Origin of the sequence: Streptomyces sp. 7N604 (assembly GCF_052245475.1) — a bacterium.
In the GTDB taxonomy this organism is placed as follows: Bacteria; Actinomycetota; Actinomycetes; order Streptomycetales; family Streptomycetaceae; genus Streptomyces.
The window spans coordinates 1-21,694 of the sequence record NZ_JBQQBX010000063.1 but is presented as its reverse complement, the minus strand read 5'-3'; the positions used below and the strand labels follow the sequence as shown (position 1 = coordinate 21,694).

The window sequence follows — 21,694 nt, the reverse complement described above, 5'->3', positions numbered from 1 at the left end:
CCCCCCCCCCCCCCGCCACAAGGTTTTCCACAGCGGATCGCGACTCAGCTGAACTTTAGACATGGTCTAAGCTAGGATGGACTCCTAAACCTGGCTGGAGGCCACCATGTACGAACCGATCCGCACCAAGTCGGTCCACACCATGGCCGAGCCGGAGTACCCGCACCGCTCCCGGGAGGAGGAGCTGGACATCCAGCTCGCCGGGCACCTGGCCGCACTGCTGGCCGTGACCGACGAGCTGCGCGCCGCCTCCGCCTCGGCAGACCCCGATCTCGCCCCTGCGGCGGACCGCATATCCGAGCAGGTCGCGCGGCTGCGGCGGACGCCGCGCCCGGTGCGCTCGGACGGCGCGCTCGGGGCGTCCGGCGCGGACCTGGCCCGCACCGAGGCGCTGCACCGGCGGGCTCACGCGCTCGCCGGGCGGGCGCTGGTGGTCGCCGCGTCCCGCGCGGACACCGCTGCCGCGATCCTCGCCGCCGAGCGGATGGACGCCCACGCCGCGGCCCTCGACTCCTCCCCTGCCGCCGCGTCCCCTGCCGCCGCGTCCCCCGCCGCCGCCTCGCCCGCGCTGACCGCGGCCCACTGACGGCCCTGGGCCGCGCGCCGCAGAGGCGCGCGACCCAGGTGCCACCGACGCCAGGACATGGGCGCCCCGGCATCAGCCGGGGCGCCCTCCGCCGTGAACGACCGCCAGGCGTCAGCCGAGGCGGTCGACGAGCGCGCGGTACTCGTCCCACAGCTCCTTCGGGGTGTGCTCACCGAAGGTGTTGAGGTGCTCGGGGACCAGTCCGGCCTCCTCCCGCCAGACGTCCTTGTCGACGGTCAGCAGGAACTCGAGGTCCGTGTCCGAGATGTCGAGACCGTTGGTGTCGAGCGCTTCCTTCGTCGGCAGGATGCCGATCGGCGTCTCGACGCCCTCGGCCTTCCCCTCGAGCCGCTCCACGATCCACTTGAGCACGCGGCCGTTCTCGCCGAAGCCGGGCCACACGAAGCGGCCGTCGGTGTCCTTGCGGAACCAGTTCACGTAGTAGATCTTCGGGAGCTTGTCCGCGTCCGCCTGCTTGCCGACCTTGACCCAGTGGCCCATGTAGTCGCCCATGTTGTAGCCGCAGAACGGCAGCATGGCGAACGGGTCGCGGCGCAGCTCGCCGACCTTGCCCTCCGCGGCCGCGGTCTTCTCGCTCGCGACGTTCGCGCCGAGGAAGACCCCGTGCTGCCAGGTGAACGACTCGGTCACCAACGGCACGGCCGAGGCACGACGGCCGCCGAAGAGGATCGCCGAGATCGGCACGCCCTTCGGGTCCTCCCACTCGGGCGCGATGGTCGGGCACTGTGCGGCCGGGACGGTGAAGCGGGCGTTGGGGTGGGCCGCCGGGGTCCCGCTCTCCGGGGTCCAGTCGTTGCCCTTCCAGTCCGTCAGGTGGGCCGGGGTCTCCTCGGTCATGCCCTCCCACCACACGTCGCCGTCGTCCGTCAGCGCGACGTTGGTGAAGACCGAGTTGCCCCACAGGGTCTTCATGGCGTTGGCGTTGGTGTGCTCGCCGGTGCCGGGCGCGACACCGAAGAAGCCCGCCTCGGGGTTGATCGCGTAGAGCCGGCCGTCCTCGCCGAAGCGCATCCAGGCGATGTCGTCGCCGATGGTCTCGACCGTCCAGCCGGGGATGGTCGGCTCGAGCATGGCGAGGTTGGTCTTGCCGCAGGCGGACGGGAAAGCCGCGGTCACGTATTTCGGCTCGCCCTGCGGCGGGGTCAGCTTCAGGACCAGCATGTGCTCGGCCAGCCAGCCCTCGTCGCGGGCCATGACGGACGCGATGCGCAGCGCGTAGCACTTCTTGCCGAGCAGCGCGTTGCCGCCGTAGCCGGAGCCGTACGACCAGATCTCGCGGGACTCGGGGAAGTGCGAGATGTACTTGGTGCTGTTGCAGGGCCACGGCACGTCGGCCTGGCCCGGCTCGAGCGGGGCGCCGACGGAGTGGACGGCCTTGACGAAGAACCCGTCCTCGCCCAGCTCGTCGAGGACGGCCTGGCCCATGCGGGTCATGGTGCGCATGGCCGTGGCGACGTAGGCGGAGTCGGTTATCTCGACGCCGATGGCGGACAGCGACGAGCCGAGCGGCCCCATGCAGAACGGCACGACGTACATCGTCCGGCCGCGCATCGAGCCCCGGAAGATACCTTCCTGCCCCGCGAAGATCTCGCGCATCTCGTCGGGGTGCTTCCAGTGGTTCGTGGGGCCCGCGTCCTCCTCCTTCTCGGAGCAGATGAACGTGCGGTCCTCCACACGTGCCACGTCGGTCGGGTCCGAGGCGGCGTAGTACGAGTTGGGGCGTTTGATCGGGTCGAGCTTCCTGAACGTGCCCTTGGCGACGAGCACCTCGCACAGGCGCTCGTACTCGGCCTCGGACCCGTCGCACCAGACAACCTCGTCGGGCTGGGTGAGGTCGACGATCTCGTCGACCCAGGAGACCAGTTCCTGATGGTTGGTGGGGGGCTTGGGAGCCGCATTGCTGCGCGCCACGATCGCTCCGTTCCGCGCCGGGACCGCGCTGCCCGGCGACAGAGTTGAGGGTTGGAATGGACACCCCGGACCCGGGGTCCCCTGCCGCGGCAGGGAAAGTCCGTTATGTAGGTAGTTGCCCCGTGGGGGCTGCGACCCGGATACTTCGTGACCGCTCATCCGGTGCCGACCGCACTCATATGATCATCCGACCCTACGAGAGTTCTGTCCAGGGGGCATCCTGGTGAGCATCACCACTTGATACTTGCGCGTAACTTACGGTCCCGTAGGTAGCATGTGGGCCATGACTGCCGCCGCGCCCGACGCCGTACCCGACGCCGCGTCCGACGACTCCGCCCCATCCGCGCCACGCCGAGGCTCGCGCTCGCTGCACCTGCCGATACCGGTCAAGCCGCGGCTGCGCGGCTGGCTGCACGCCGTGATGTTCCCGGCCGCACTCATCTCCGGGGTCTTCCTGACCGCGCTCGCCGACAGCACGCGCGGCCGTATCGCGTGTGCCGTATACACGCTGACCGCCTGCCTGCTCTTCGGCGTCAGCGCGCTCTACCACCGGGGCAACTGGAGCCCGCGGGTCACGGCGGTGCTGCGGCGCCTCGACCACGCGAACATCTTCCTGATCATCGCGGGCACCTACACCCCGTTCACGATCCTGCTCATCCCGGGCGGCCGCGGGCAGGCGCTGCTGTGGGCGGTCTGGGTGGCGGCCATTGCGGGGATAGCGTTCCGGGTCTTCTGGGTCGGCGCCCCGCGCTGGCTCTACACGCCCTGCTACATCGCGATGGGCTGGGCAGCGGTCTTCTTCCTGCCCGACTTCATGCAGAAGGGCGGCATCGCGGTGCTCATCTGCGTGATCGTCGGCGGCGTGCTCTACAGCGCGGGCGGCGTGATCTACGGGCTCAAGCGGCCGAACCCCTCGCCCCGGTGGTTCGGCTTTCACGAGGTGTTCCACACCTTCACGCTGGCGGCCTTCATCGTCCACTACGTCGGGATCTCGCTGGTGGCGTACCAGCACACCTGAGCCCGGTGCCGCGACTGAGCCCGGCGCCGCGAAAAAAAAATTGACAGCGCACACCTTTTGAGAGTTACTGCCACTTGAAGCCAACTCTCGGAGGTGTGGCATGCCCGCCGCGCGCGCTGGGTCCTCGTCAGGAGCAGAGTCCGCACGACCGAAGTCCGGGCAGGCCGTGCCCGCACAGGCCGTATCCGCACAGGCCGTGCCGGCACAGGCCGGATCCTCACCGGCCGGTACCGCGCAGCCCGACCCCAGGCGCTGGTGGGCGCTGGGCGCGCTCGTCGCGAGCATGCTCGTCCTCGGCTTCGATCTGACGATCCTGAACGTCGCTCTGCCGACCATGGCCTCCCAACTCGGCGCCGGCACGGGCGAACAGCAGTGGATCGCCGACTCGTACATCGTCGTTTTCGCCGCCCTGATGCTCCCCGCAGGACTGCTCGGCGACCGCTTCGGCCGCCGCAGGATGCTCCTCGTCGGCCTCGGGATCTTTCTGGCCGGGTCGGTCATCGGCATCCTCGTCGACACTCCTGAGCTGGTCATCGCCGCCCGTACGGTCATGGGCGCCGGCGGTGCCCTGATCATGCCGCTCGCCATGGCCGTACTGCCTTCGCTCTTCGCCCCCGAGGAGCGGGCCAAGGCGGTCGGAGCCATCGCTGCCGCCTCCGCGCTCGGCATGCCGCTCGGCCCCATCGTCGGCGGCTGGCTGCTCGACCACTTCTGGTGGGGCGCGGTCTTCCTGATCAACATCCCGATGGTCGCGATCGGCATCGCCGCCTGCGCCTTCCTGCTGCCCGAGACATGCGACCCGGCCTCCCCGAAGGTGGACACCCTCAGCACCGCGCTCACCGTGTCCGGCCTCGGCGCGCTGGTCTTCGGCATCATCGAGGCGCCCGGCCGAGGCTGGGGCGACCCGATCGTCCTCGGCGCGCTCGGCGGCGCGGTGGTGCTGCTGACCGCTCTCGTCGCGCGGGAGCGGCGGGAGGCTCTGAAGGGGGCGCGGCCGATGCTGGACCTCGGGCTGCTGCGCCACCGCGGCTTCCTGTGGAACACGGTCGCGGCCACCCTGGTGACCTTCGTGCTCTCCGGGCTGCTGTTCGTCCTGCCGCAGTACCTGCAGGCCGTACTGGGCTACGACGCCTTCGCCACCGGCGTCCGGCTGCTGCCGATGATGGGCGGGCTGCTCATCGCCGCCCGCGGCAGCGCGCCACTGGTCAAGGCCTTCGGCCCGCGGCCCGTCATCGCGGCGGGCCTGGTCGTGCTGTCCTTCGCGGCCTTCCTCGGCAGCCGTACGGGCATGGGCGACGGCTACGGGGCCACCGCCTTGTGGCTGTCCATCACGGGCATCGGCTTCGGCTTCGCCATGGTGCCCGCCATGGACGCCGCCCTCGGCGCGCTCCCCGCCGAGCGCGCGGGCAGCGGCTCGGGGCTGCTGATGACGCTGCGGCAGGTCGGTGGCGCGATCGGCGTGGCACTGCTCGGCAGCCTGCTGGCCGGCGCGTACACGGACCGCCTGGACACCGGCGGGCTGCCGGACCCGGCCGCCGACGCGGCCGGGGACTCGGTGGTCGCCGCGCACCTGGTGGCCGAGCGGCTGGGCAGCCGGGCGCTGGCCGCCTCCGCCGACTCCGCGTTCGTGCACGGCATGGATCTGGTGCTGCTGGTCTGCGGGGTCGCGGCCCTGGCGGCGGCCCTGCTGGCAGCGGCCCTGCTGCCGAATCCGCGGACGGAGGCGGGGGCTGGGGCCGGGGACGCGGATGGGGATGGGGCCGGGGCTTCGGCCGGGGCCGGGGCCGGGCGCGGCACGGATGGGCGGGCCGGAGCCGCAGAGGAGGGCGGCGGCCCGCCCGTGGCCCCGGAGGGCGCCGATGCCCGACAATGACACCCATGGCACCTGCACGAACCTCTGCCGCCTCCACCGCACCGGGCCCCAAGCTCGGCCTGCGCGAACGGAAGAAGATCAAGACCCGGCAGGCGATCCGCCACGCCGCCTACCGCCTCTTCAGCGAGCAGGGGTACGACGCCACGCCCGTCGAGCAGATCGCCGAGGCCGCCGAGGTCTCCCCCAGCACCGTCTTCCGCTACTTCCCGACGAAGGAAGACATCGTCCTCACCGACGAGTACGACCCGCTGATGGAAGCGGAGTTGCGCAAGCGCCCTGCCGGAGAGCCGCCGCTGGAGTCCATCCGTTACGTGATGCTCGAGACGCTGCGCACCTACCTCGCCCAGGAGCAGGACGAGATGGCGATCCGGGCGAAGCTGGTGATGGACGTCCCGGCGATCCGGGCCCGGATGTTCGAGAGCAATGCCGCAACCGGGCGCATGCTGTGCGGCGTGCTGGCGGAGCGCACCGGCCGCCCGGCGGACGACCTGGAGCTGCGGGTGTTCTCCGCGGCGGTGCTCGGCTCGCTCCAGGAGGCCATGCTCCATTGGGTCGAGAGTGGCCGGACGGAGGACATGGCGGTGGTCATCGACCGCTCGCTGGGCGTCCTCAGCCGCGGCCTCACCCTCTGAAGGCCCCGGCTCCCGGCCCTCCGAGGCCCCCGGCTACCCGCCCTCTGACGCTCCTTACGCCCTGAGTCCCACCTTCTCCGCCAGCACCGACGGGTCGGCGGTCGGCGCATCGCAGGTGAAGTCGCGGCACACGTACGCGGCCGGGCGGCCGCCCACCAGCGGGCGGTCGCGCAGCAGCGGCACCTCCTCGGCATCCGCGCCGGGCTCGCCGACCGCCACCACCGCGCCGGGCGCCGTGCCCAGCAGCGCCGTGCGGTGCAGCTCCGCGGTGCCCGGGTCGTCGGCCGGGCCGACCACGGCCACCTCACGCGGCCCGTCCAGCGCGGCCTCGGCGACCGCCAGGCCCCAGCCGATGAACCGCGGGGCGCGCGGCCCCAGCGCCTTGACCACGCCCAGCGCGTGTTCGGCTGCGGCCCGGTGGCGGAAGCTGCCGGTGCAGGCCGCGTACGACAGGAGGGCCCCGGCCGCGGCCGACCAGCCGGACGGCGCCGCGTTGTCGGTCGGGTCCTGGGGGCGCCGGATCAGCGCCTCGCCGTCGTCGGGGGTGTCGTACAAGTCCCCTTCCTCGCCGGTGAAGTGCCGCAGGACGGTGTCCAGCAGCAGACCCGCGAACTCCACCCACACGCCTTCGCCGGTGACGGCGGACAGCGCGAGGAAGCCCTCGGCGACATCCGCGTAGTCCTCCAGGACGCCGGAGTTGTCGCCCGCCGTGCCGTCGCGCGAGGTGCGGGAGAGGCGGCCTGTCTGGTCCATGTGGACACGGACGAGCAGGTCGGCCGCGTCGAGGGCGGCCGCGGTCAGGTCGGGGCGCTCGAAGTAGGCGCCGGTCTCGGCGAGGGCCGCGATGGCCAGGCCGTTCCAGGCGGTGACGACCTTGTCGTCGCGGCCGGGGCGCGGCCGCTCCTCGCGGGCGGCCAGCAGCCGCTGCCGGATCGACTCGGTGCGGGACGCCTCTGCGAGCCCTTCGCCGGGCAGCTGGAGCACGGAGGTGCCCTTCTCGAAGGTGCCCTCTTCCGTGACGCCGAAGTATCCGGCGGCGAGCCGCGCGTCCTCCTCACCGAGGACCGCGCGCAGCTGCTCGGGCGTCCAGGCGTAGTACGCGCCCTCGACGTGCCTGCCCGTGCCATCGTCGCTGTCCGCATCGAGCGCCGAGGCGAAACCGCCCTCCTGGGTGCCGAGTTCACGCACCATGAAGTCGGCGGTCTCCAGCGCCACGCGCCGGGCGAGGTCCGATCCGGTGGACCGCCACAGATGCGCGTACACCCGGCAGAGCAGCGCGTTGTCGTAGAGCATCTTCTCGAAGTGCGGGATGGTCCAGGTGCGGTCCACGGAGTAGCGGGCGAAGCCGCCGCCGAGCTGGTCGTAGATGCCGCCGCGGGCCATCCGCTCGCAGGTGTCCAGCGCCATCTGCAGGGCGCCCTCGGAGCCGGTGCGGGCGTGGTGGCGCAGCAGGAACTCCAGGACCATGGACGGCGGGAACTTGGGCGCGCCGCCGAATCCGCCGTGCGAGGCGTCGTACTCGCGGGTCAGGGCGAGCAGTGCCGCGTGCAGGTCGCCCTCGCCGGGCGGCTGCGTTGCGGCGGCGCTCAGGGCGAGCGAGCGGGAGGAGAGCTCGCGCACGATCCGGCCCGCGACGTCGCCGACTTCGTCCCTGCGATCGGCCCACGCGGCCTGTACGCCCTCCAGGATCTGGCGGAAGGAGGGCATGCCGTGGCGCGGCTGGGGAGGGAAGTAGGTGCCGAAGTAGAACGGCTCGGCGTCCGGGGTGAGGAACACGGTCATGGGCCAGCCGCCCTGGCCGGTGGCCGCCTGGACCGCCTCCATGTAGACGGCGTCGACGTCAGGCCGCTCCTCGCGGTCCACCTTCACGGGCACGAAGTGCGCGTTGAGGTACGCGGCGGACTCCTCGTCCTCGAACGACTCGTGCGCCATCACATGACACCAGTGGCAGGACGAATAGCCGACGCTGAGCAGCACGGGCAGGTCGCGCCGCCGGGCCTCGGCGAACGCCTCCTCGGACCAGGGCCACCAGTCGACCGGGTTGTCGGCGTGCTGGAGGAGGTAGGGGGATGTCTCGTGAGCCAGTCGGTTCGGCATGTTCCCATCCTGTCTCATCCGCCGGGCTTCCCCGAGTTGTCCACAGGTCCGAGTTATCCACAGGGCTGACGGAAAACCTTGAGAAGCGGAAGACTTGGGCCGTCGAGAACGATCGCGGGTGGAGGGGGAAGCCCATGTCGGGCTCTTCGGGCTCTATGGCCGTCCTGCGGGACAGCCACCGGGCGGAAGCGGAGCGGCTGCTGGCGCGCACCATCGAGGAGGAGGTGCGCCGGTTCGGGGGTACCTCCCATGCCGGAGGCTATGGGGGAGGGCGTACGGACACGTCGCTGCTGATGGGGCGGGCGAGAGACGCGCTGGACGATCTGGCGGCGACGGCGGCCGAGGAGTACGGCGCGTATGTGCGCGCGCTGGACGAGTCCGCGGCGGCCCGGCAGCCGCTGGGCAGGCGGCTTTCGCGCGAGCGGCTCGGCACTCCCGCGCTGGTGACGGTCGTGGCGGCGGTGGCCGCCTTCGGAGCGGACCTCGGGTACGGCACGTCGGCGGGCACGGCTGTGGGCGCGGCGGCCGCCGTGGCGGTGGCGGGTGCGGCGACCGCGCTGGTCAAGCTGACGGCGGGGCACTGGCCGTCGGCACAGCGGGACGCGGCGTTGCAGAACCAGCCGGGCGGCGCGGAGCAGTTGAGGCTGGAGTGGCTGACGGCGCTGGAGGTGCGGGGCATCCGGCCGTTCCTCGACCAGCAGCGGATGCTGGCCGCCGCGACGCGGCGCGGCGGCGGTGCGCGGGGTGGTTCGCATGCGCGCGGCCAGGGCGGCACGGCGGCGCCGGCAGGGCGGGGACCTCAGCTGCGGGGCAGCGACAAGAGCGCGGCGGCGCGGCGGCGGAGCGTGCTCCAGCAGTCGTTCGGTCATCTGCCCGAGCAGGACGGCCCGTTCGTCGGGCGGCGCCCGCAGGTGCTGCAGATCGCCCAGTGGGTGCACGCGTCGCGGGCGAGCACGGAGACGAGGCCGACGGTGGTGGTGCTGCACGGTGCGCCGGGCTCCGGCCGCACGACCCTGGCGGTGCGCGCCGCGCACCACTTGAAGGACCAGTTCCGCGGGGCGTGCGTGGTGGATCTGCGCGGTGCCAGCCCCGGGGAGCCGCCGCTGCCCACCCGGGATGCGCTGCTGCATCTGCTCAACCGGCTGGGAGCGCCCCGCGAGCAGTTGCTGTTCCGGGAGCGGGCGTCCACCGAGCAGCAGGTCAAGCGGCTGAGCGAGCTGTACCACCAGCACGTGACGGGGCTGCCGGTCACGGTCGTCCTCGACGACGCCTCCGACCCCGAGCAGGTGCGGGTGCTGCTGCCCGAGCGCTCGGACAGCCTGCTGCTGGTCACCGCCCGTGATCCGCTCGAGCTGCCGGAGGACCTTCCGGCGCGGGTCCACCAGCTGGCCGTCGAGCCGCTGGACGCGGCCGGGGCCGAGGAGTTGCTGAAGGCCGTGGCGGAGCAGCCCTCGGGCCCGTACGACCTGGAGGCGGGCGATCGGATCCGTGACCTGTGCGGAGGGCTGCCGCTGGCGCTGCGCGCGGCCGGTTCCTCGCTGGGCGCCCGTACGCCGAGCGGCCTGGCGGCCGATCTCGCGGCTTACGGCCCGATGGGCCCGGTCGACCGTGCCCTGAGCCTGCGGTACGCCGACCAGCCGGAGACCGCGCGCAGGCTGCTGCGCAGGCTGTCGCTGGCCGGGCGGGCGAGCCTGGGCGCGGCCGCGGGCGCCGCCCTGCTGGCCACCGACGAGGCGGAGGCGGTCCGGCAGCTTGCCGCCCTGGCCAGGGCCGGGCTGATCGAGCACGTCCGGGGCAGCCGCTACCGGCTGCACGACCTGGTGCGCGGCTTCGCGCACGCCCGGCTGCTCGACGAGGAGGAGCCGGGCGAGCGCTCGGCCGCGCAGGAACGGCTGATCCGCAGCTACGCGGAGCTGGCGGACTCGGTGATCCGGCTGGTCGACGGCAAGACGTCGACCCGCGCGGACGCCGCCTTCCAGCAGGGCACCGTGGGTCCGCACGGCTTCACCTCGCTCGAGGCGGCGCTGCGCTGGCTGGACGACGAGTCGAGCTTCATCACGGCGGAGCTGCGGCACGCCGAGGACGTGGATCAGTCCGCGGTGCTGCACCTGCTCGGCGCGCTGTGCGACTACTGCCTGCTGCGCGGCGACCTCTACCGGCTCGGGGAGCTGAGCGAGCTGACGAAGGCCGCGGACCGGGGCCTGCTGGTGCGGTCGGTGCAGTGGCGCACGGGCGTGGCGGCCCGCCAGCTCGGCGAGCTGGACAAGGCCCGTACGACCCTCTCGTCGGTGGTCGACCTCTACCGCGAGGCGCAGCACCCGGCGGGGGCGGCGCGTGCGCTGCGCGACCTCGGCATCACCCTGCACCACCAGGGCAACCTTCCCGAGGCCGGTGCGAAACTCCGTGAGGCGCTGGCGATGCAGTCCACGGCCGAGTTGCGCGGAGACCGGGCCTGGACGCTGCACGCGCTGGGTGCGGTCGAGCGCGACCGGGCGCACATAACCGAGGCACTCGAGCTGCTGCGCGAGGCGCTCGAGCTGCACCGGGAGAACGAGAGCCTGCGCGGCCAGGCGTGGGCGCACTTCCAGCTCGGCCAGGTGTATCTGCGGATGGGCGAGGTCCCGGAGGCGGAGAAGCAGCTGCGCCAGGCCTTCGACCAGTACGGGAGCACCCGCGACGGCCGCGGCGAGGCCTGGGCCCTCACGCAGCTGGCCCGGGCCCGACTGGTCGACGGCGACGCGGGCGTGGCCACGGACCACCTGGGACAGGCGCTCTCCCGGCACCGGGAGAACGAGGACGCGCGCGGCGAGGCCTGGACCCGCTACTACCTCGGTCAGGCCCTGGAGGAGCGCGGGGAGCACGGCGCGGCGGTGCGGGAGCTGGAGCGGGCCCGCACGATGTTCAGCCGCATGCGGGACGTCTACGGGCTGGCGTGCGCCCGGCACCACTCGGCGCGGGTCACCCGCGACCAGCGGGCGGCCCAGACGGGTTCGCTGCGCAACAGCGGGTTCGCCCGGCAACTGCTGCAGGATGCCCGGCAGGACTTCCACCGGGTGGGAGTGGCGCACGGCGAGGCGTGGTCGTGCATCGAGCTGGCCGTGGTCGACGCCGGGAACGGCCGCACGGCCCAGGCCCTGGCGCTGGCGGACGAGGCGGGCCGGCTGTTCGCGGGCTACGGCGACCGGCGGGGCGAGGACTGGGCGCGGTTCCTGCGCTGCACCCTGCTGCCGCTCGCCTCCGCGGGCGGTTCGGTGGTCGGCACGGCGGTGGCCCAAGAGGAGCTGGCCCAGCTTCTGCGGGAGTCGCACGGGACGCGCGACCCGAGGCTGGAGGACTGCGCGGAGGCGTACGTGCTGATACTCGAGCGGGGCGTGGAGCCGGAGACCGGCTGGCAGGCCTGGAACCTCGGCATGGTCCCGAACCGCCACTCCCGCGAAGTCATGGGAGTGGCCTCCGCCGCCCCCAAATAGCGGCACGGGCAAACAAGGGCACGGGCAAACAAGGGCACGGGCAAACAAGGGCACGGACCAATAAGGGGACGGACGGGCGGCCACGACGGGCCGCCGCGGCGCCGCGCCGTCAGTCCCGCTTCGGCGTGGCGGCCGGTCGCCCGGAGGTCTTGGCCTCCGGGCCGTCCGACCCGCGCTCACCCTCACCGGCAGCGACCGGCGCCTCTTCGAAGTCGATCTTCCGGAACTGCTTGTTCATGCTCTTCATCAGCAGCCACACGGCCCCGCCGAGCAGTGCGAAGACGATGAAGCCGAGGACACCGGGCGTCACCTGGTTCTCGTCCAGTTCCTTGGCGAGCGGGACGAGTGGTGTGAGGGCTGGGGTCCCCCATGCCGAAGGCCAGGGGAGCGTGGTCGCGATCGTCATGCGGTCAATTCTCGCGGATGCCCGCGAAGAGGTCGTCCTCGGGGAGGGAGGTATCGACGAGCGACTTCACGAGCTCGTACTCCTCCGTCGGCCAGACCTCCTGCTGGATCTCCATCGGCACCCGGAACCAGCCGCCGTCCGGGTCGATCTGCGTGGCGTGCGCGATCAGGGCCTTGTCGCGGACCGGGAAGAACTCCGCGCAGGGAACGTGCGTCGTCAGTGTCCGCTCGGCCCGCTGGAACTGCTTCCACCGCTCCAGCCACTCGCCGTACGGGGACTCCATGCCCCTCGACAGCAGCGCCTCGTGCAGCGCGACCGTGCGCGGCCGGTTGAAGCCCTGGTTGTAGTAGAGCTTCAGCGGCCGCCAGGGCTCACCGGTCTCCGGGTATCTCTCCGGGTCGGCCGCGGCGTCGAAGGCCACCATGGAGATCTTGTGGGTCATGATGTGGTCGGGGTGCGGGTATCCGCCGTTCTCGTCGTACGTGGTGATCACGTGCGGCCTGAACTCGCGGATCAGTTTCACCAGCGCACCCGCCGCCTCGTCGACGTCCTGCAGTGCGAAGCACCCGTCGGGCAGCGGCGGCAGCGGGTCGCCCTCCGGCAGCCCGGAGTCCACGAAGCCCAGCCAAGCCTGCTTGACGCCCAGGATCTGCCGGGCCTCCTCCATCTCCTTGGCGCGCACCTCGTGGATGTGCTCCTCGATGTAGGGGTCGCCCTGCAGCTTGGGGTTGAGGATGGAACCGCGTTCCCCGCCCGTGCAGGTTGCGACCAGCACGTCCACCCCCTCGGACACGTACTTGGCCATCGTCGCCGCGCCCTTGCTCGACTCGTCGTCGGGATGGGCGTGGACTGCCATCAATCGCAGTTGCTCGGTCTCGGTCAAGACTCGATCCTCAGATCCTCAGTCACTGGTCGCGGCCCCCTCCACCGTCCGGAGAAGGCGCCTTCTATAGTGACCGAAACCAGGGACCGTACATTCCTCGGTCCGCATCGCGGGAGGACGACGATGACCGCCACGGGCGACGAGCGTGCTGCCGCGCGTTACGGCCGCTCCGCGGACGCCCGCGCGGACCGCAAGCTGAAGATCGTCGGAGCGGTGCTCGGAGCCGCGCTGCTCGCGGTGATCGCCTGGTCCGGTGTGTCGTACATAGCGGGCCAGGACGTCAGCGGCGAGCTGATCAAGTTCAAGGTGGTCTCGGACGCGGCCGTCGAAGTGCATCTGGAGGTCCGCAAGGACGCCGGCACGCCCGGGGTGTGCACCCTTCGCGCACAGGCCGAGGACGGCACCGAGGTCGGCTGGAAGGATCTCCGCTTCGAGGAGCGCGGGGGCCGGGTCGACAGGGTCGGGACGGTCCGTACGACGCGGCGCGCGACGGCGGTGGAACTGGTCGGCTGCAAGGCCGCAACCGCCGGATGAACGGCATCCGAACCACGCCCCGACCTGCATTTATGCTCCTTTAGCGGTTTTCCTCCTCCCCCTTTCCGCGCGGAATTGTTAGGCTCGTGGTTTCGCCCACTCGTGAAGGCGTAATGCTCCGGGGTAGGGCGTTGCTTTGTATTCCCAGCACCGACGAGGAGCACCTGTGACCCAGACCAGCGAGAACGTCACCTGGCTCACCCAGGAGGCGTACGACCAGCTCAAGGCCGAGCTGGAGTACCTGTCGGGTCCCGCACGTGCCGAGATCGCCAAGAAGATCGAGGCGGCCCGGGAAGAGGGTGACCTGCGGGAGAACGGCGGGTACCACGCCGCCAAGGAGGAGCAGGGCAAGCAGGAGCTTCGCGTGCGCCAGCTGACTCAGCTGCTGGAGCAGGCCAAGGTCGGCGAGGCTCCCGCGGACACCGGTGTCGTCGCCCCCGGCATGGTGGTGACGATCGCCTTCGACGGCGACCCCGACGACACCGTGACCTTCCTGCTGGCCTCCCGCGAGTACGCCAGCGCGGACATCGAGACCTACTCGCCGCAGTCGCCGCTGGGCAGCGGCGTCCTGGACAAGAAGGTCGGCGACGACGCCGAGTACGAGCTGCCGAACGGCCGCACCGCGACGGTGAAGATCCTCGACGCCAAGCCGTACCAGGGCTGAGCACGCAGAGGTGAGCCCCCGGCCGGGGAACGGCCGGGGGCTCAGTGGTGCCACTCCCGATCAGGTCGGCCCGATCACGTCAGGCTCGATCGCGTCAGGCCCGATCACGTCAGGTCCGCAGGCCCGATGAGGCTCCATCAGGCGGTTGCCGAGCGGTACTTGCGCACCGCGAACGTGCGGAAGGCGACGATGATCACGATCGACCAGAGCACCGAGGCGAGCACCGGGTGCTGCATCGGCCAGGCCTCCGGCACCGGGTAGGTGGCCGGGAGGTTCCCGAACAGCTCGCGGCACGCCTGCACCGTGGCGCTGAACGGGTTCCACTCGGCGATGTGCCGCAGCACGGTTGGCATGTTGTCGGCCGGCACGAAGGCGTTCGAGATGAACGTCAGCGGAAACAGCCAGATCAGACCGCCCGAGGTGGCCGCCTCGGGCGACCGTACGGACAGGCCGATCAGCGCGCCGATCCAGGAGAAGGCATAGCCGAGCAGGAGCAGCAGCCCGAATCCGGCGAGCGCCTTGAAGATCCCGTCGTGGATCCGCCAGCCGACGATCAGCGCGACGATCGCCAGGACCACGATGGTCAGCGCGGTCTGTACGAGGTCGGCGAGCGTACGGCCGGTGAGGACCGCGCCGCGCGCCATGGGCAGCGACCTGAAGCGGTCGATGAGGCCCTTGTGCATGTCCTCGGCGATGCCCGCACCCGCACCCGCAGTGGCGAAGGTGACGGTCTGCGCGAAGATGCCCGCCATCAGGAACTGGCGGTACGCGTCGGCGTCGAGACCGGCGCCGGGTACGTTGATCGAGCCGCCGAAGACGTAGCTGAACAGCACCACGAACATGATCGGCTGGATGAGCCCGAAGATCACGACTTCGGGGATCCGCAGCATCCGGATCAGGTTGCGCTTGGCGATGACCAGCGAGTCGCGGACGGACTGGCCTATGGCGCCGCCTGCCTTGGGCACGGCTGTGGTGGTCACGTTCACGGCGGTCACTTCGCGGTCTCCTTCTGCTGCGCGTCAGCCTTCGCACCGGCCATGGCGGCCTTCTTGGGACCCGCCTTCGGGCCCGCCTTCGCACCGGCCTCGGCCTCCGCCTCGTCCTGAGCCTCGGCGGCGTGGCCGGTCAGCGAGATGAAGACGTCGTCCAGGGTCGGCCTGCGCAGGCCGATGTCGTCGATCTCGATGCCGCGGGTGTCGAGCTCGCGGATGACCTCCGCGAGCAGCTTGGCGCCGCCTGTCACCGGGACGGTGACCTTGCGGGTGTGGGTCTCGACGCTGGTCTCGCCCTTGCCGAAGCCGCGCAGTATGTCGGTGGTGGTGGCCAGATGCTCGGGGTCGTGGACGACGACCTCGACGCGCTCGCCGCCGGTCTGGGCCTTGAGCTGGTCGGATGTGCCGCGGGCGATGACCTTGCCGTGGTCGATGACGCAGATGTCGTGCGCGAGCCGGTCGGCCTCTTCCAGGTACTGCGTGGTGAGCAGCAGCGTCGTGCCGCCCGCGACCAGTTCCTCGATGACCTCCCACAGCGCCTGCCGGTTCCGCGGATCCAGGCCGGTGGTCGGCTCGTCCATGAACATCACGGGCGGGCTGACGACCAGCGCGGCGGCCAGGTCGAGCCGCCGCCGCATGCCGCCGGAGTACGTCTTGGCGGTCCGGTCGGCCGCCTCGGAGAGGTTGAACCGCTCGAGCAGCTCGTCCGCGCGGGCCTTCGCGTCCCGGGCGCCCATCTGGTAGAGCTGGCCGACCATCTGGAGGTTCTCACGCCCGGTGAGGTACTCGTCGACAGCGGCGAACTGGCCGGAGAGGCCTATGGCACGGCGGACTTCGTTGGGGTGCTTGACGACGTCGAGGCCCGCGACGACGGCCTTGCCGCTGTCGGGCTGCAACAGCGTCGTCAGTACCCGCACCCCGGTGGTCTTGCCGGCCCCGTTCGGGCCCAGCAGTCCGAGCACGGTGCCCTCGGGTACGTCGAGGTCGACGCCGTCCAGAGCCCTCACGTCGCCGAAGGTCTTCACCAGACCTTCGGCGTAAATGGCGCCTGGCATGGAAGTTCTCCCAGAGTGATGGTGGTCAGGAGTTTTGGATGGTGGTGTCCGACATAAGGCTTGGATGAAGCCGTGCAGGAGAAGACCATACCGCAGACGCGATATGTCGCGACACCCTTTCAAGCGAAACGCGATAGCTTCCGTTTGAAAGGGTTCAGAACCAGAGCCGGGCTTCAGGCCGCGGCTCACGCCATGACCGTGTAACCCGCCTCCCGCAGCGCCGTCCGCACCTCGGCGCAGTGCTCAGGCCCCTTGGTCTCCAGGTGCAGCTCCACCTCCGCCTCCGTGAGCCCGAGCCGGGGATCGGTCCGTACGTGGCTCACGTCGAGGACGTTAGCGTCGACCACTGACAACACCCCCAGAAGCGTTGCCAGCGCCCCCGGCCGGTCCGTCAGCCGCAGCCGCAGCGACAGGTAGCGCCCCGCCGCCGCCATACCGTGCCGCAGGATCCGCTGCATCAGCAGCGGGTCGACGTTCCCCCCGGACAGCACCGCCACCACCGGTCCCTGGAACGCGTCGGGCCGGGACAGCAGCGCCGCCACCGGGCTCGCCCCGGCCGGCTCCACCACGAGCTTCGCGCGCTCCAGGCAGAGGAGCAGCGCGCTGGAGAGCTCGTCCTCGGAGACCGTACGGACCTCGTCCACAAGATCGCCAACGATTTTGAACGGCACATCGCCCGGCCGCCCCACCTTGATGCCGTCGGCCATCGTCGCCACCGACTCCAGCACCACCGGGTGCCCGGCCGCGAGCGACGGCGGGTACGCGGCTGCGCCCTCCGCCTGCACCCCGACCACCTTCACATCCGGCCGCAGCGCCTTGACCGCCACCGCGATCCCGGCCGCCAGCCCCCCGCCACCGATGCCGACGACGATCGTCCGCACCTCCGGGCACTGCTCGAGGATCTCCAGACCCACCGTGCCCTGCCCGGCGACCACATCGCGGTGGTCGAAGGGGTGGATGAACACGGCGCCCGTCTCGCGCGCGTACTCCTGCGCCGCACGCAGCGTCTCGTCCACGACCTGTCCGTGCAGCCGCACCTCGGCGCCGTAGTCCCGGGTCGCCGCGACCTTCGGCAGCGGGGCGCCGACCGGCATGAAGACGGTGGACCGCACGCCGAGCAGGGAGGCGGCGAGGGCGACGCCCTGTGCGTGGTTCCCCGCGCTGGCAGCGACCACGCCCGCCGCGCGCTGCTCCGCGCTCAGGCCCGCGATCCGCACGTAGGCACCCCGCACCTTGAAAGAACCGGTGCGCTGAAGGTTCTCGCACTTGAGGTGCACCGGGGCTCCGACCAGCCCGGACAGGTGCCGGCTCCCCTCCATGGCGGTCATCCGGGCCACCCCGGAGAGGATCTTGTGCGCCGCGCGCACCTCGTCGACGGTGATCTCGGAGAGGGGAGGGGACGCCGTGCCGGAGGGGTCGCCGTGGGTTGCTGCCATGGGGCAAGTCTCGCAGTTCCCGCCCGGCCCGGCGGTCCGGGTACGACCGGAGTTCGCCGGATTCTCCCGGGCCGGTACGGGCGAGCCCCTGGCCGCGTACCCTGTGCGCATCCGACAGACCGTCCTCACGAAGTGAGCCCAGGCCATGCCCACTACTCCGGACATGACGACCGCTCCCCCGACTTCCACCGGCGGGGTGGGGGTCCCCCCGGCGGAGCCAGGGGGAGTGCCCTCAGACAGCGGCCTTCTCGACGACCTGCAGCACCAGGTGGCCCTCTTCGCTCGTCGCGCGGAGCAGACCCGGCTGGGCGGCGTCGGACAGGTCCGCAACTCCATGGACCGCGCCGCGTATCTCCTGCTCAACCGCCTGGACCGGGAAGGTCCCATGGGCGTCAAGGCACTTGCCGCCGGCATGGGCATCGACTCCTCGACGGTCACCCGGCAGGTCGCCCCGCTGGTCGACACCGGCCTCGTCAAGCGCACCTCGCACCCCGAGGACGGCCGGGCCGTCGTACTGCAGCTCTCGGCGCGCGGCAAGGCGCGCCTGGAGGAGGTGCGGTCCTCGCGGCGGCAGCTGATGGCGCTGCTGACAGAGAACTGGGGAGAGGAGGAGCGGGAGGTCTTCTGCACCCTGCTGACCCGGTTCAATGAGGCGCTGTCCGCGCGGATGGCGGCGGCGCCCGTCCAGGAGCCGCCGGCCTCCTGACTCCGTCTCCGACGATCTGCCGGGAGACCCCGACGACCTTCCTGCCTGCTTCCTTCCTGCTTCCTTCCTGCCGCCTGCCTGCCACCTGCCTCTTGACCCGGGCCCGCGCCTGCCGTCCTATGGAGGACCAGGAGGGCGCGGTGCGAGAGCGGCGGGCGGAACGGGATCGCCGCCGGGCCCGGGAGTTCGAGGCATTCGTCGCGGGCGCGGCAGGCCGGCTCCTGCATGCCGCCACGCTGCTGACCGGCGACCCGGAGGCCGCCGAGCACCTGCTGACCGCCGCCCTGGCCCGTACGTACGCGGCGTGGGATCGCCTCAACGGCGAGGACCCGTACGACTGCACCCGCCAGGAGCTCGCCGCCCGCTTCGCCCACACCGCACGGCGCCACCGCCGCCCCTGTGGAGGCGCCCTCGACCGGCTCACCCCGCAGGAGCGCCTGGTGCTGGTGCTGCGGCTCTACGAGGGCGTGGCCGAGGAGCAGGCCGCGGCCCAACTGGGCCTGCCCGCCGAGCGGGTACGCGCGATCTGCCTGCGCTCCGTCGCCACCATGCGCAGCCGCCCCGCCCCGCCGCCTCGCCCGGAGGTGGCCACGCCGTGAGCCTGCCCGACCGCAAGGAGGACGAGGTCCGCCGGATGCTGGACGGGCCGCATCCGGTCGTACCGCCGGACCTGGCGGCGCGGGCGGCCGAGCGGGGGCAGCTGCTCCTGGCCCGCCGCAGGGCCGTACGGGCCGTGGGCTGGGCGCTGCTGATATCGGCCGCGGTGGCCTTCGCCGTGTGGTCGGCGGTGGCCCAGCCATGGGCCGCACCGCCGGTCGACACGACGCCGCCGCTGGAAGGCTGGTGAAGACCGGCCGACGGGGGCGGGAGGGGAGCCGGCGCGGGGGCGGGCGCGGGCGCGGGGGTGCCCGTCAGCCCAGGGCTTGCGCCAGGTCGGCCAGCAGGTCGTCGACCGCCTCGATGCCCACCGAAAGGCGCACCAGATCCGCCGGCACCTCGAGCGCGGACCCGGCCACCGATGCGTGCGTCATCCGCCCCGGGTGCTCGATCAGCGACTCCACGCCGCCCAGCGACTCCCCGAGCGTGAACAGCCCGGCCCGGTTGCACACGTCGACCGCCGCCTGCTCGCCGCCCGCCACCCGGAAGGACACCATGCCGCCGAAGGACCGCATCTGCTTCGCCGCGGTCTCGTGCCCGGCGTGCTCGGGCAGGCCCGGGTAGAAGACCTGGGTGACCTTGGGGTGGGCGACGAGAAGCTCGGCCACGCGCGCGGCATTGGCGCTGTGCCGGTCCATCCGGACCGCCAGGGTCTTGATGCCGCGCAGGGTCAGCCAGGCGTCGAAGGGCCCGGCGACCGCGCCCATCGCGTTCTGGTGGAAGGCGAGTTCGTCCCCGAGCGCGTCGTCGTTCACCACGAGCGCACCGCCGACGACGTCCGAGTGCCCGCCCACGTACTTCGTCGTGGAGTGCACGACGATGTCCGCGCCGAGCGCGAGCGGCTGCTGGAGGTACGGGCTGGCGAAGGTGTTGTCGACCACGAGCCGGGCCCCGGCGCCGCGCGCCACGTCCGCGACCGCCGCGATGTCGGTGATGCCGAGCAGCGGGTTGCTGGGCGTCTCCACCCAGATCACCTTCGTACGGGGGGTGATGGCGGCCCGGACCGCCGCGGCGTCCGAGGTGTCGGCGACCGACCAGTTCACGCCCCAGCGCTCCACGACCTTCGCGAAGAGCCGGAAGGTGCCGCCGTACGCGTCGTTCGGGATGACGACATGGTCGCCGGGCACGAGCAGCGTGCGCAGCAGGCAGTCCTCGGCCGCCAGCCCCGAGGCGAAGGCGAGGCCGCGCCGGCCGTTTTCGAGGGCGGCGAGGTTCTCCTCGAGGGCGGTACGGGTCGGGTTGGCGGAACGGCTGTACTCGTAGCCGCCGCGCAGGCCGCCGACGCCGTCCTGCTTGTACGTCGACACCTGGTAGATCGGCGGGACGACGGCACCCGTCAGCGGGTCCGCCTCGTTTCCTGCGTGGATCGCCCGGGTCTCGAAGCCGAGGTGTGCGGCGTGATGCGCGTGCTGCTGCTGGTGCTGGTCGCTCATGGGCCCGAGAGTAGTCCCCGGCGGTGCGGAACTCCTGGGCGTGCTCCGGTGTACTAGATGACAGAAGACGGAAGACCGGAGCGCACGACTCACCACGACAACTCACCACGACAACTCACCGCGACGGCTCACGACGACTCACGACGACGACTCATCACCCACCGCACGGGACGCTTGGACACCAGGACACAGGACACGGGACACGGGAACGGGACACGAGACACCTCATGGACGTACTGATCATTCTCCTCGGCCTGATCATGATCGGCGGAGTCCTCGTCGTGCCCGCCCTGCTGCGGAAGCGCGGCGGCAGACAGGCGCTGCGCGGCCACGGCAGCGCCATCGATCCGACGCAATACGGGTTCGCGCCCTCGGAGCGGCTCGACGTGCGGCTGCCGGGCCCCGACCCGGAGCTGGCGGAGGTCCTGGAGGAGGTCCGGCGCACCCAGGACTGGCATTCCGCGGCACAGCTGCTCGCCGCCACGGCCGGAGAAGACGACTGGGAGCTGCGCTGGCAGCGCGTGCAGACGCTGGCGGGAGCGGCGGCAGTGGAGCTGGCGGAGGCGCCGGGCGAGGGCGGCCGGTGGCTGCGGACCTGGCGGGTGGAGGCCCCGAAGGAGGCGGGCGGCGCGGTCGTGCACGCCGAGTTCCTGGTACGGCAGGCGCGGCAGTCGCAGGCCGGGCCCGGCTCCCAGGAGTACCGGATCATCCTGGAGGAGGCGCGGACGGTGTGCGGCGAAGCCGCGCTGCTCGCACCGGGCGACCCCACCCCGTACATCGTGGAACTGGCCGTGGCCCGCGGGCTCGCCTACCGGCAGGCCGACTTCGAAGAGCTGTGGAGCAAGGTCACCTCCCGCGCGCCGCACCACATGGGGGCGCACATGGCGGCGCTCCACTACTGGTGCGAGAAGTGGCACGGCTCCAAGGAGCAGGCCGACGCCTTCGCGCAGAGCGCGGCGGCCTCGGCCCCCGAGAAGAGCCTGCTGCCCGCGCTGCCGCTGTTCGCGGTCTTCGAGCACCTGCCCGAGGTGAACATGGTCCGCGGCCTCTACGAGAGCGAGGTCGTGACCCGGGCCATCCAGGGCGCGCTTTACGCGGCCCGCTCCGTGCCCGCCGACCACCCCGTGCTGCCGCACATACGGCACCTGCTGGTCTGCTTCCTGGTGCGGGCCGAGCGCTACGCGGAGGCGATGGAGCAGCTGAGGCACGTCGACGGGCACGTGGGCGCGGTGCCGTGGTCGTACGGCCCGGATCCGGCGTCTGCGTACGTGGCCTATCGCGCGCTGGCGGTCGCCGGCTGGGAGCAGTCGGGCGGCAGCC

The 21,694-nt window shown here is 71.8% G+C and carries 19 protein-coding genes; 11 read left to right on the top strand and 8 right to left on the bottom strand.

Going from position 1 to position 21,694, the window contains the following annotated elements; translation table 11 throughout:
* Positions 1-106 precede the first annotated feature (106 nt).
* On the top strand, positions 107-586 hold the full coding sequence (locus tag ACTWP8_RS37165) for an SCO4983 family protein (protein ID WP_443326473.1): 480 nt from the start codon (positions 107-109) through the stop codon (positions 584-586).
* Positions 587-697: 111 nt separating this feature from the next.
* Here the strand turns inward: ACTWP8_RS37165 and ACTWP8_RS37160 are convergent, their stop codons facing one another.
* Positions 698-2,518 carry a phosphoenolpyruvate carboxykinase (GTP) gene (locus ACTWP8_RS37160; protein ID WP_443326472.1) on the bottom strand — a complete coding sequence of 607 codons (1,821 nt, stop codon included), beginning with the start codon at positions 2,516-2,518 and terminating at the stop codon, positions 698-700.
* A 283-nt stretch (positions 2,519-2,801) separates the two neighbouring features.
* Here ACTWP8_RS37160 and trhA point away from each other — a divergent pair, with 283 nt between their 5' ends.
* The 3 genes from trhA (at position 2,802) to ACTWP8_RS37145 (ending at position 6,041) form a co-directional block, all read left to right on the top strand.
* Positions 2,802-3,536, top strand: a complete 735-nt coding sequence (gene trhA, locus ACTWP8_RS37155) for a PAQR family membrane homeostasis protein TrhA (RefSeq protein ID WP_443326471.1) — start codon at positions 2,802-2,804, stop codon at positions 3,534-3,536.
* A 283-nt stretch (positions 3,537-3,819) separates the two neighbouring features.
* Positions 3,820-5,409, top strand: coding sequence for a DHA2 family efflux MFS transporter permease subunit (locus ACTWP8_RS37150; RefSeq protein WP_443326476.1), 1,590 nt, complete (start codon positions 3,820-3,822; stop codon positions 5,407-5,409).
* Entirely contained in the window at positions 5,406-6,041 is a 636-nt protein-coding gene (locus ACTWP8_RS37145) for a TetR/AcrR family transcriptional regulator (protein WP_443326470.1), read from the top strand. Before ACTWP8_RS37150 ends, ACTWP8_RS37145 begins: the two co-directional genes overlap by 4 nt.
* Before the next feature lie 54 nt (positions 6,042-6,095).
* On the opposite strand, the gene ACTWP8_RS37140 is transcribed toward ACTWP8_RS37145, so the two are convergent.
* On the bottom strand, positions 6,096-8,138 hold the full coding sequence (locus tag ACTWP8_RS37140) for a thioredoxin domain-containing protein (RefSeq protein ID WP_443326469.1): 2,043 nt from the start codon (positions 8,136-8,138) through the stop codon (positions 6,096-6,098).
* 134 nt (positions 8,139-8,272) lie between these two features.
* On the opposite strand from ACTWP8_RS37140, the gene ACTWP8_RS37135 reads away from it, so the two are divergent.
* Positions 8,273-11,608 carry a tetratricopeptide repeat protein gene (locus tag ACTWP8_RS37135; RefSeq protein ID WP_443326468.1) on the top strand — a complete coding sequence of 1,112 codons (3,336 nt, stop codon included), beginning with the start codon at positions 8,273-8,275 and terminating at the stop codon, positions 11,606-11,608.
* A gap of 109 nt (positions 11,609-11,717) precedes the next feature.
* Here the strand turns inward: ACTWP8_RS37135 and ACTWP8_RS37130 are convergent, their stop codons facing one another.
* Both ACTWP8_RS37130 and mca read right to left on the bottom strand, forming a co-directional pair.
* Positions 11,718-12,014, bottom strand: coding sequence for a hypothetical protein (locus ACTWP8_RS37130; RefSeq protein ID WP_443326467.1), 297 nt, complete (start codon positions 12,012-12,014; stop codon positions 11,718-11,720).
* Between the two features lie 4 nt (positions 12,015-12,018).
* Positions 12,019-12,870 carry a mycothiol conjugate amidase Mca gene (gene mca / locus ACTWP8_RS37125; RefSeq protein ID WP_443326475.1) on the bottom strand — a complete coding sequence of 284 codons (852 nt, stop codon included), beginning with the start codon at positions 12,868-12,870 and terminating at the stop codon, positions 12,019-12,021.
* 150 nt (positions 12,871-13,020) lie between these two features.
* On the opposite strand from mca, the gene ACTWP8_RS37120 reads away from it, so the two are divergent.
* Both ACTWP8_RS37120 and greA read left to right on the top strand, forming a co-directional pair.
* Positions 13,021-13,431 (top strand): DUF4307 domain-containing protein, encoded by a 411-nt coding sequence (locus ACTWP8_RS37120; protein WP_443326466.1) that lies wholly within the window; start codon positions 13,021-13,023, stop codon positions 13,429-13,431.
* A gap of 166 nt (positions 13,432-13,597) precedes the next feature.
* Positions 13,598-14,095: a transcription elongation factor GreA gene (greA, locus tag ACTWP8_RS37115; RefSeq protein ID WP_443319302.1), complete on the top strand. Its 498-nt coding sequence runs from the start codon at positions 13,598-13,600 to the stop codon at positions 14,093-14,095.
* A 137-nt stretch (positions 14,096-14,232) separates the two neighbouring features.
* Here greA and ACTWP8_RS37110 read toward each other — a convergent pair whose 3' ends face one another.
* The 3 genes from ACTWP8_RS37110 to ilvA all read right to left on the bottom strand — a co-directional run bounded on the left by ACTWP8_RS37110 (position 14,233) and on the right by ilvA (position 17,578).
* The gene (locus ACTWP8_RS37110) at positions 14,233-15,081 is read right to left on the bottom strand and encodes an ABC transporter permease (RefSeq protein ID WP_443326474.1); all 849 of its coding nucleotides are present in this window, start codon (positions 15,079-15,081) and stop codon (positions 14,233-14,235) included.
* A gap of 5 nt (positions 15,082-15,086) precedes the next feature.
* The gene (locus ACTWP8_RS37105; RefSeq protein WP_443326465.1) at positions 15,087-16,142 is read right to left on the bottom strand and encodes an ATP-binding cassette domain-containing protein; all 1,056 of its coding nucleotides are present in this window, start codon (positions 16,140-16,142) and stop codon (positions 15,087-15,089) included.
* Between the two features lie 185 nt (positions 16,143-16,327).
* Entirely contained in the window at positions 16,328-17,578 is a 1,251-nt protein-coding gene (ilvA, locus tag ACTWP8_RS37100) for a threonine ammonia-lyase (protein ID WP_443326464.1), read from the bottom strand.
* 163 nt (positions 17,579-17,741) lie between these two features.
* Here ilvA and ACTWP8_RS37095 point away from each other — a divergent pair, with 163 nt between their 5' ends.
* The 3 genes from ACTWP8_RS37095 (at position 17,742) to ACTWP8_RS37085 (ending at position 19,131) form a co-directional block, all read left to right on the top strand.
* Positions 17,742-18,284 carry a MarR family winged helix-turn-helix transcriptional regulator gene (locus tag ACTWP8_RS37095; protein WP_443326463.1) on the top strand — a complete coding sequence of 181 codons (543 nt, stop codon included), beginning with the start codon at positions 17,742-17,744 and terminating at the stop codon, positions 18,282-18,284.
* A 140-nt stretch (positions 18,285-18,424) separates the two neighbouring features.
* Entirely contained in the window at positions 18,425-18,883 is a 459-nt protein-coding gene (locus ACTWP8_RS37090) for a sigma factor-like helix-turn-helix DNA-binding protein (protein WP_443326462.1), read from the top strand.
* The gene (locus tag ACTWP8_RS37085) at positions 18,880-19,131 is read left to right on the top strand and encodes a hypothetical protein (protein WP_443326461.1); all 252 of its coding nucleotides are present in this window, start codon (positions 18,880-18,882) and stop codon (positions 19,129-19,131) included. Before ACTWP8_RS37090 ends, ACTWP8_RS37085 begins: the two co-directional genes overlap by 4 nt.
* Positions 19,132-19,195: 64 nt before the next feature.
* Here the strand turns inward: ACTWP8_RS37085 and ACTWP8_RS37080 are convergent, their stop codons facing one another.
* The gene (locus ACTWP8_RS37080) at positions 19,196-20,374 is read right to left on the bottom strand and encodes a cystathionine gamma-synthase (protein WP_443319296.1); all 1,179 of its coding nucleotides are present in this window, start codon (positions 20,372-20,374) and stop codon (positions 19,196-19,198) included.
* A gap of 227 nt (positions 20,375-20,601) precedes the next feature.
* On the opposite strand from ACTWP8_RS37080, the gene ACTWP8_RS37075 reads away from it, so the two are divergent.
* On the top strand, positions 20,602-21,694 hold a 1,093-nt coding region (locus tag ACTWP8_RS37075; RefSeq protein ID WP_443326460.1), incomplete at its 3' end, for a hypothetical protein.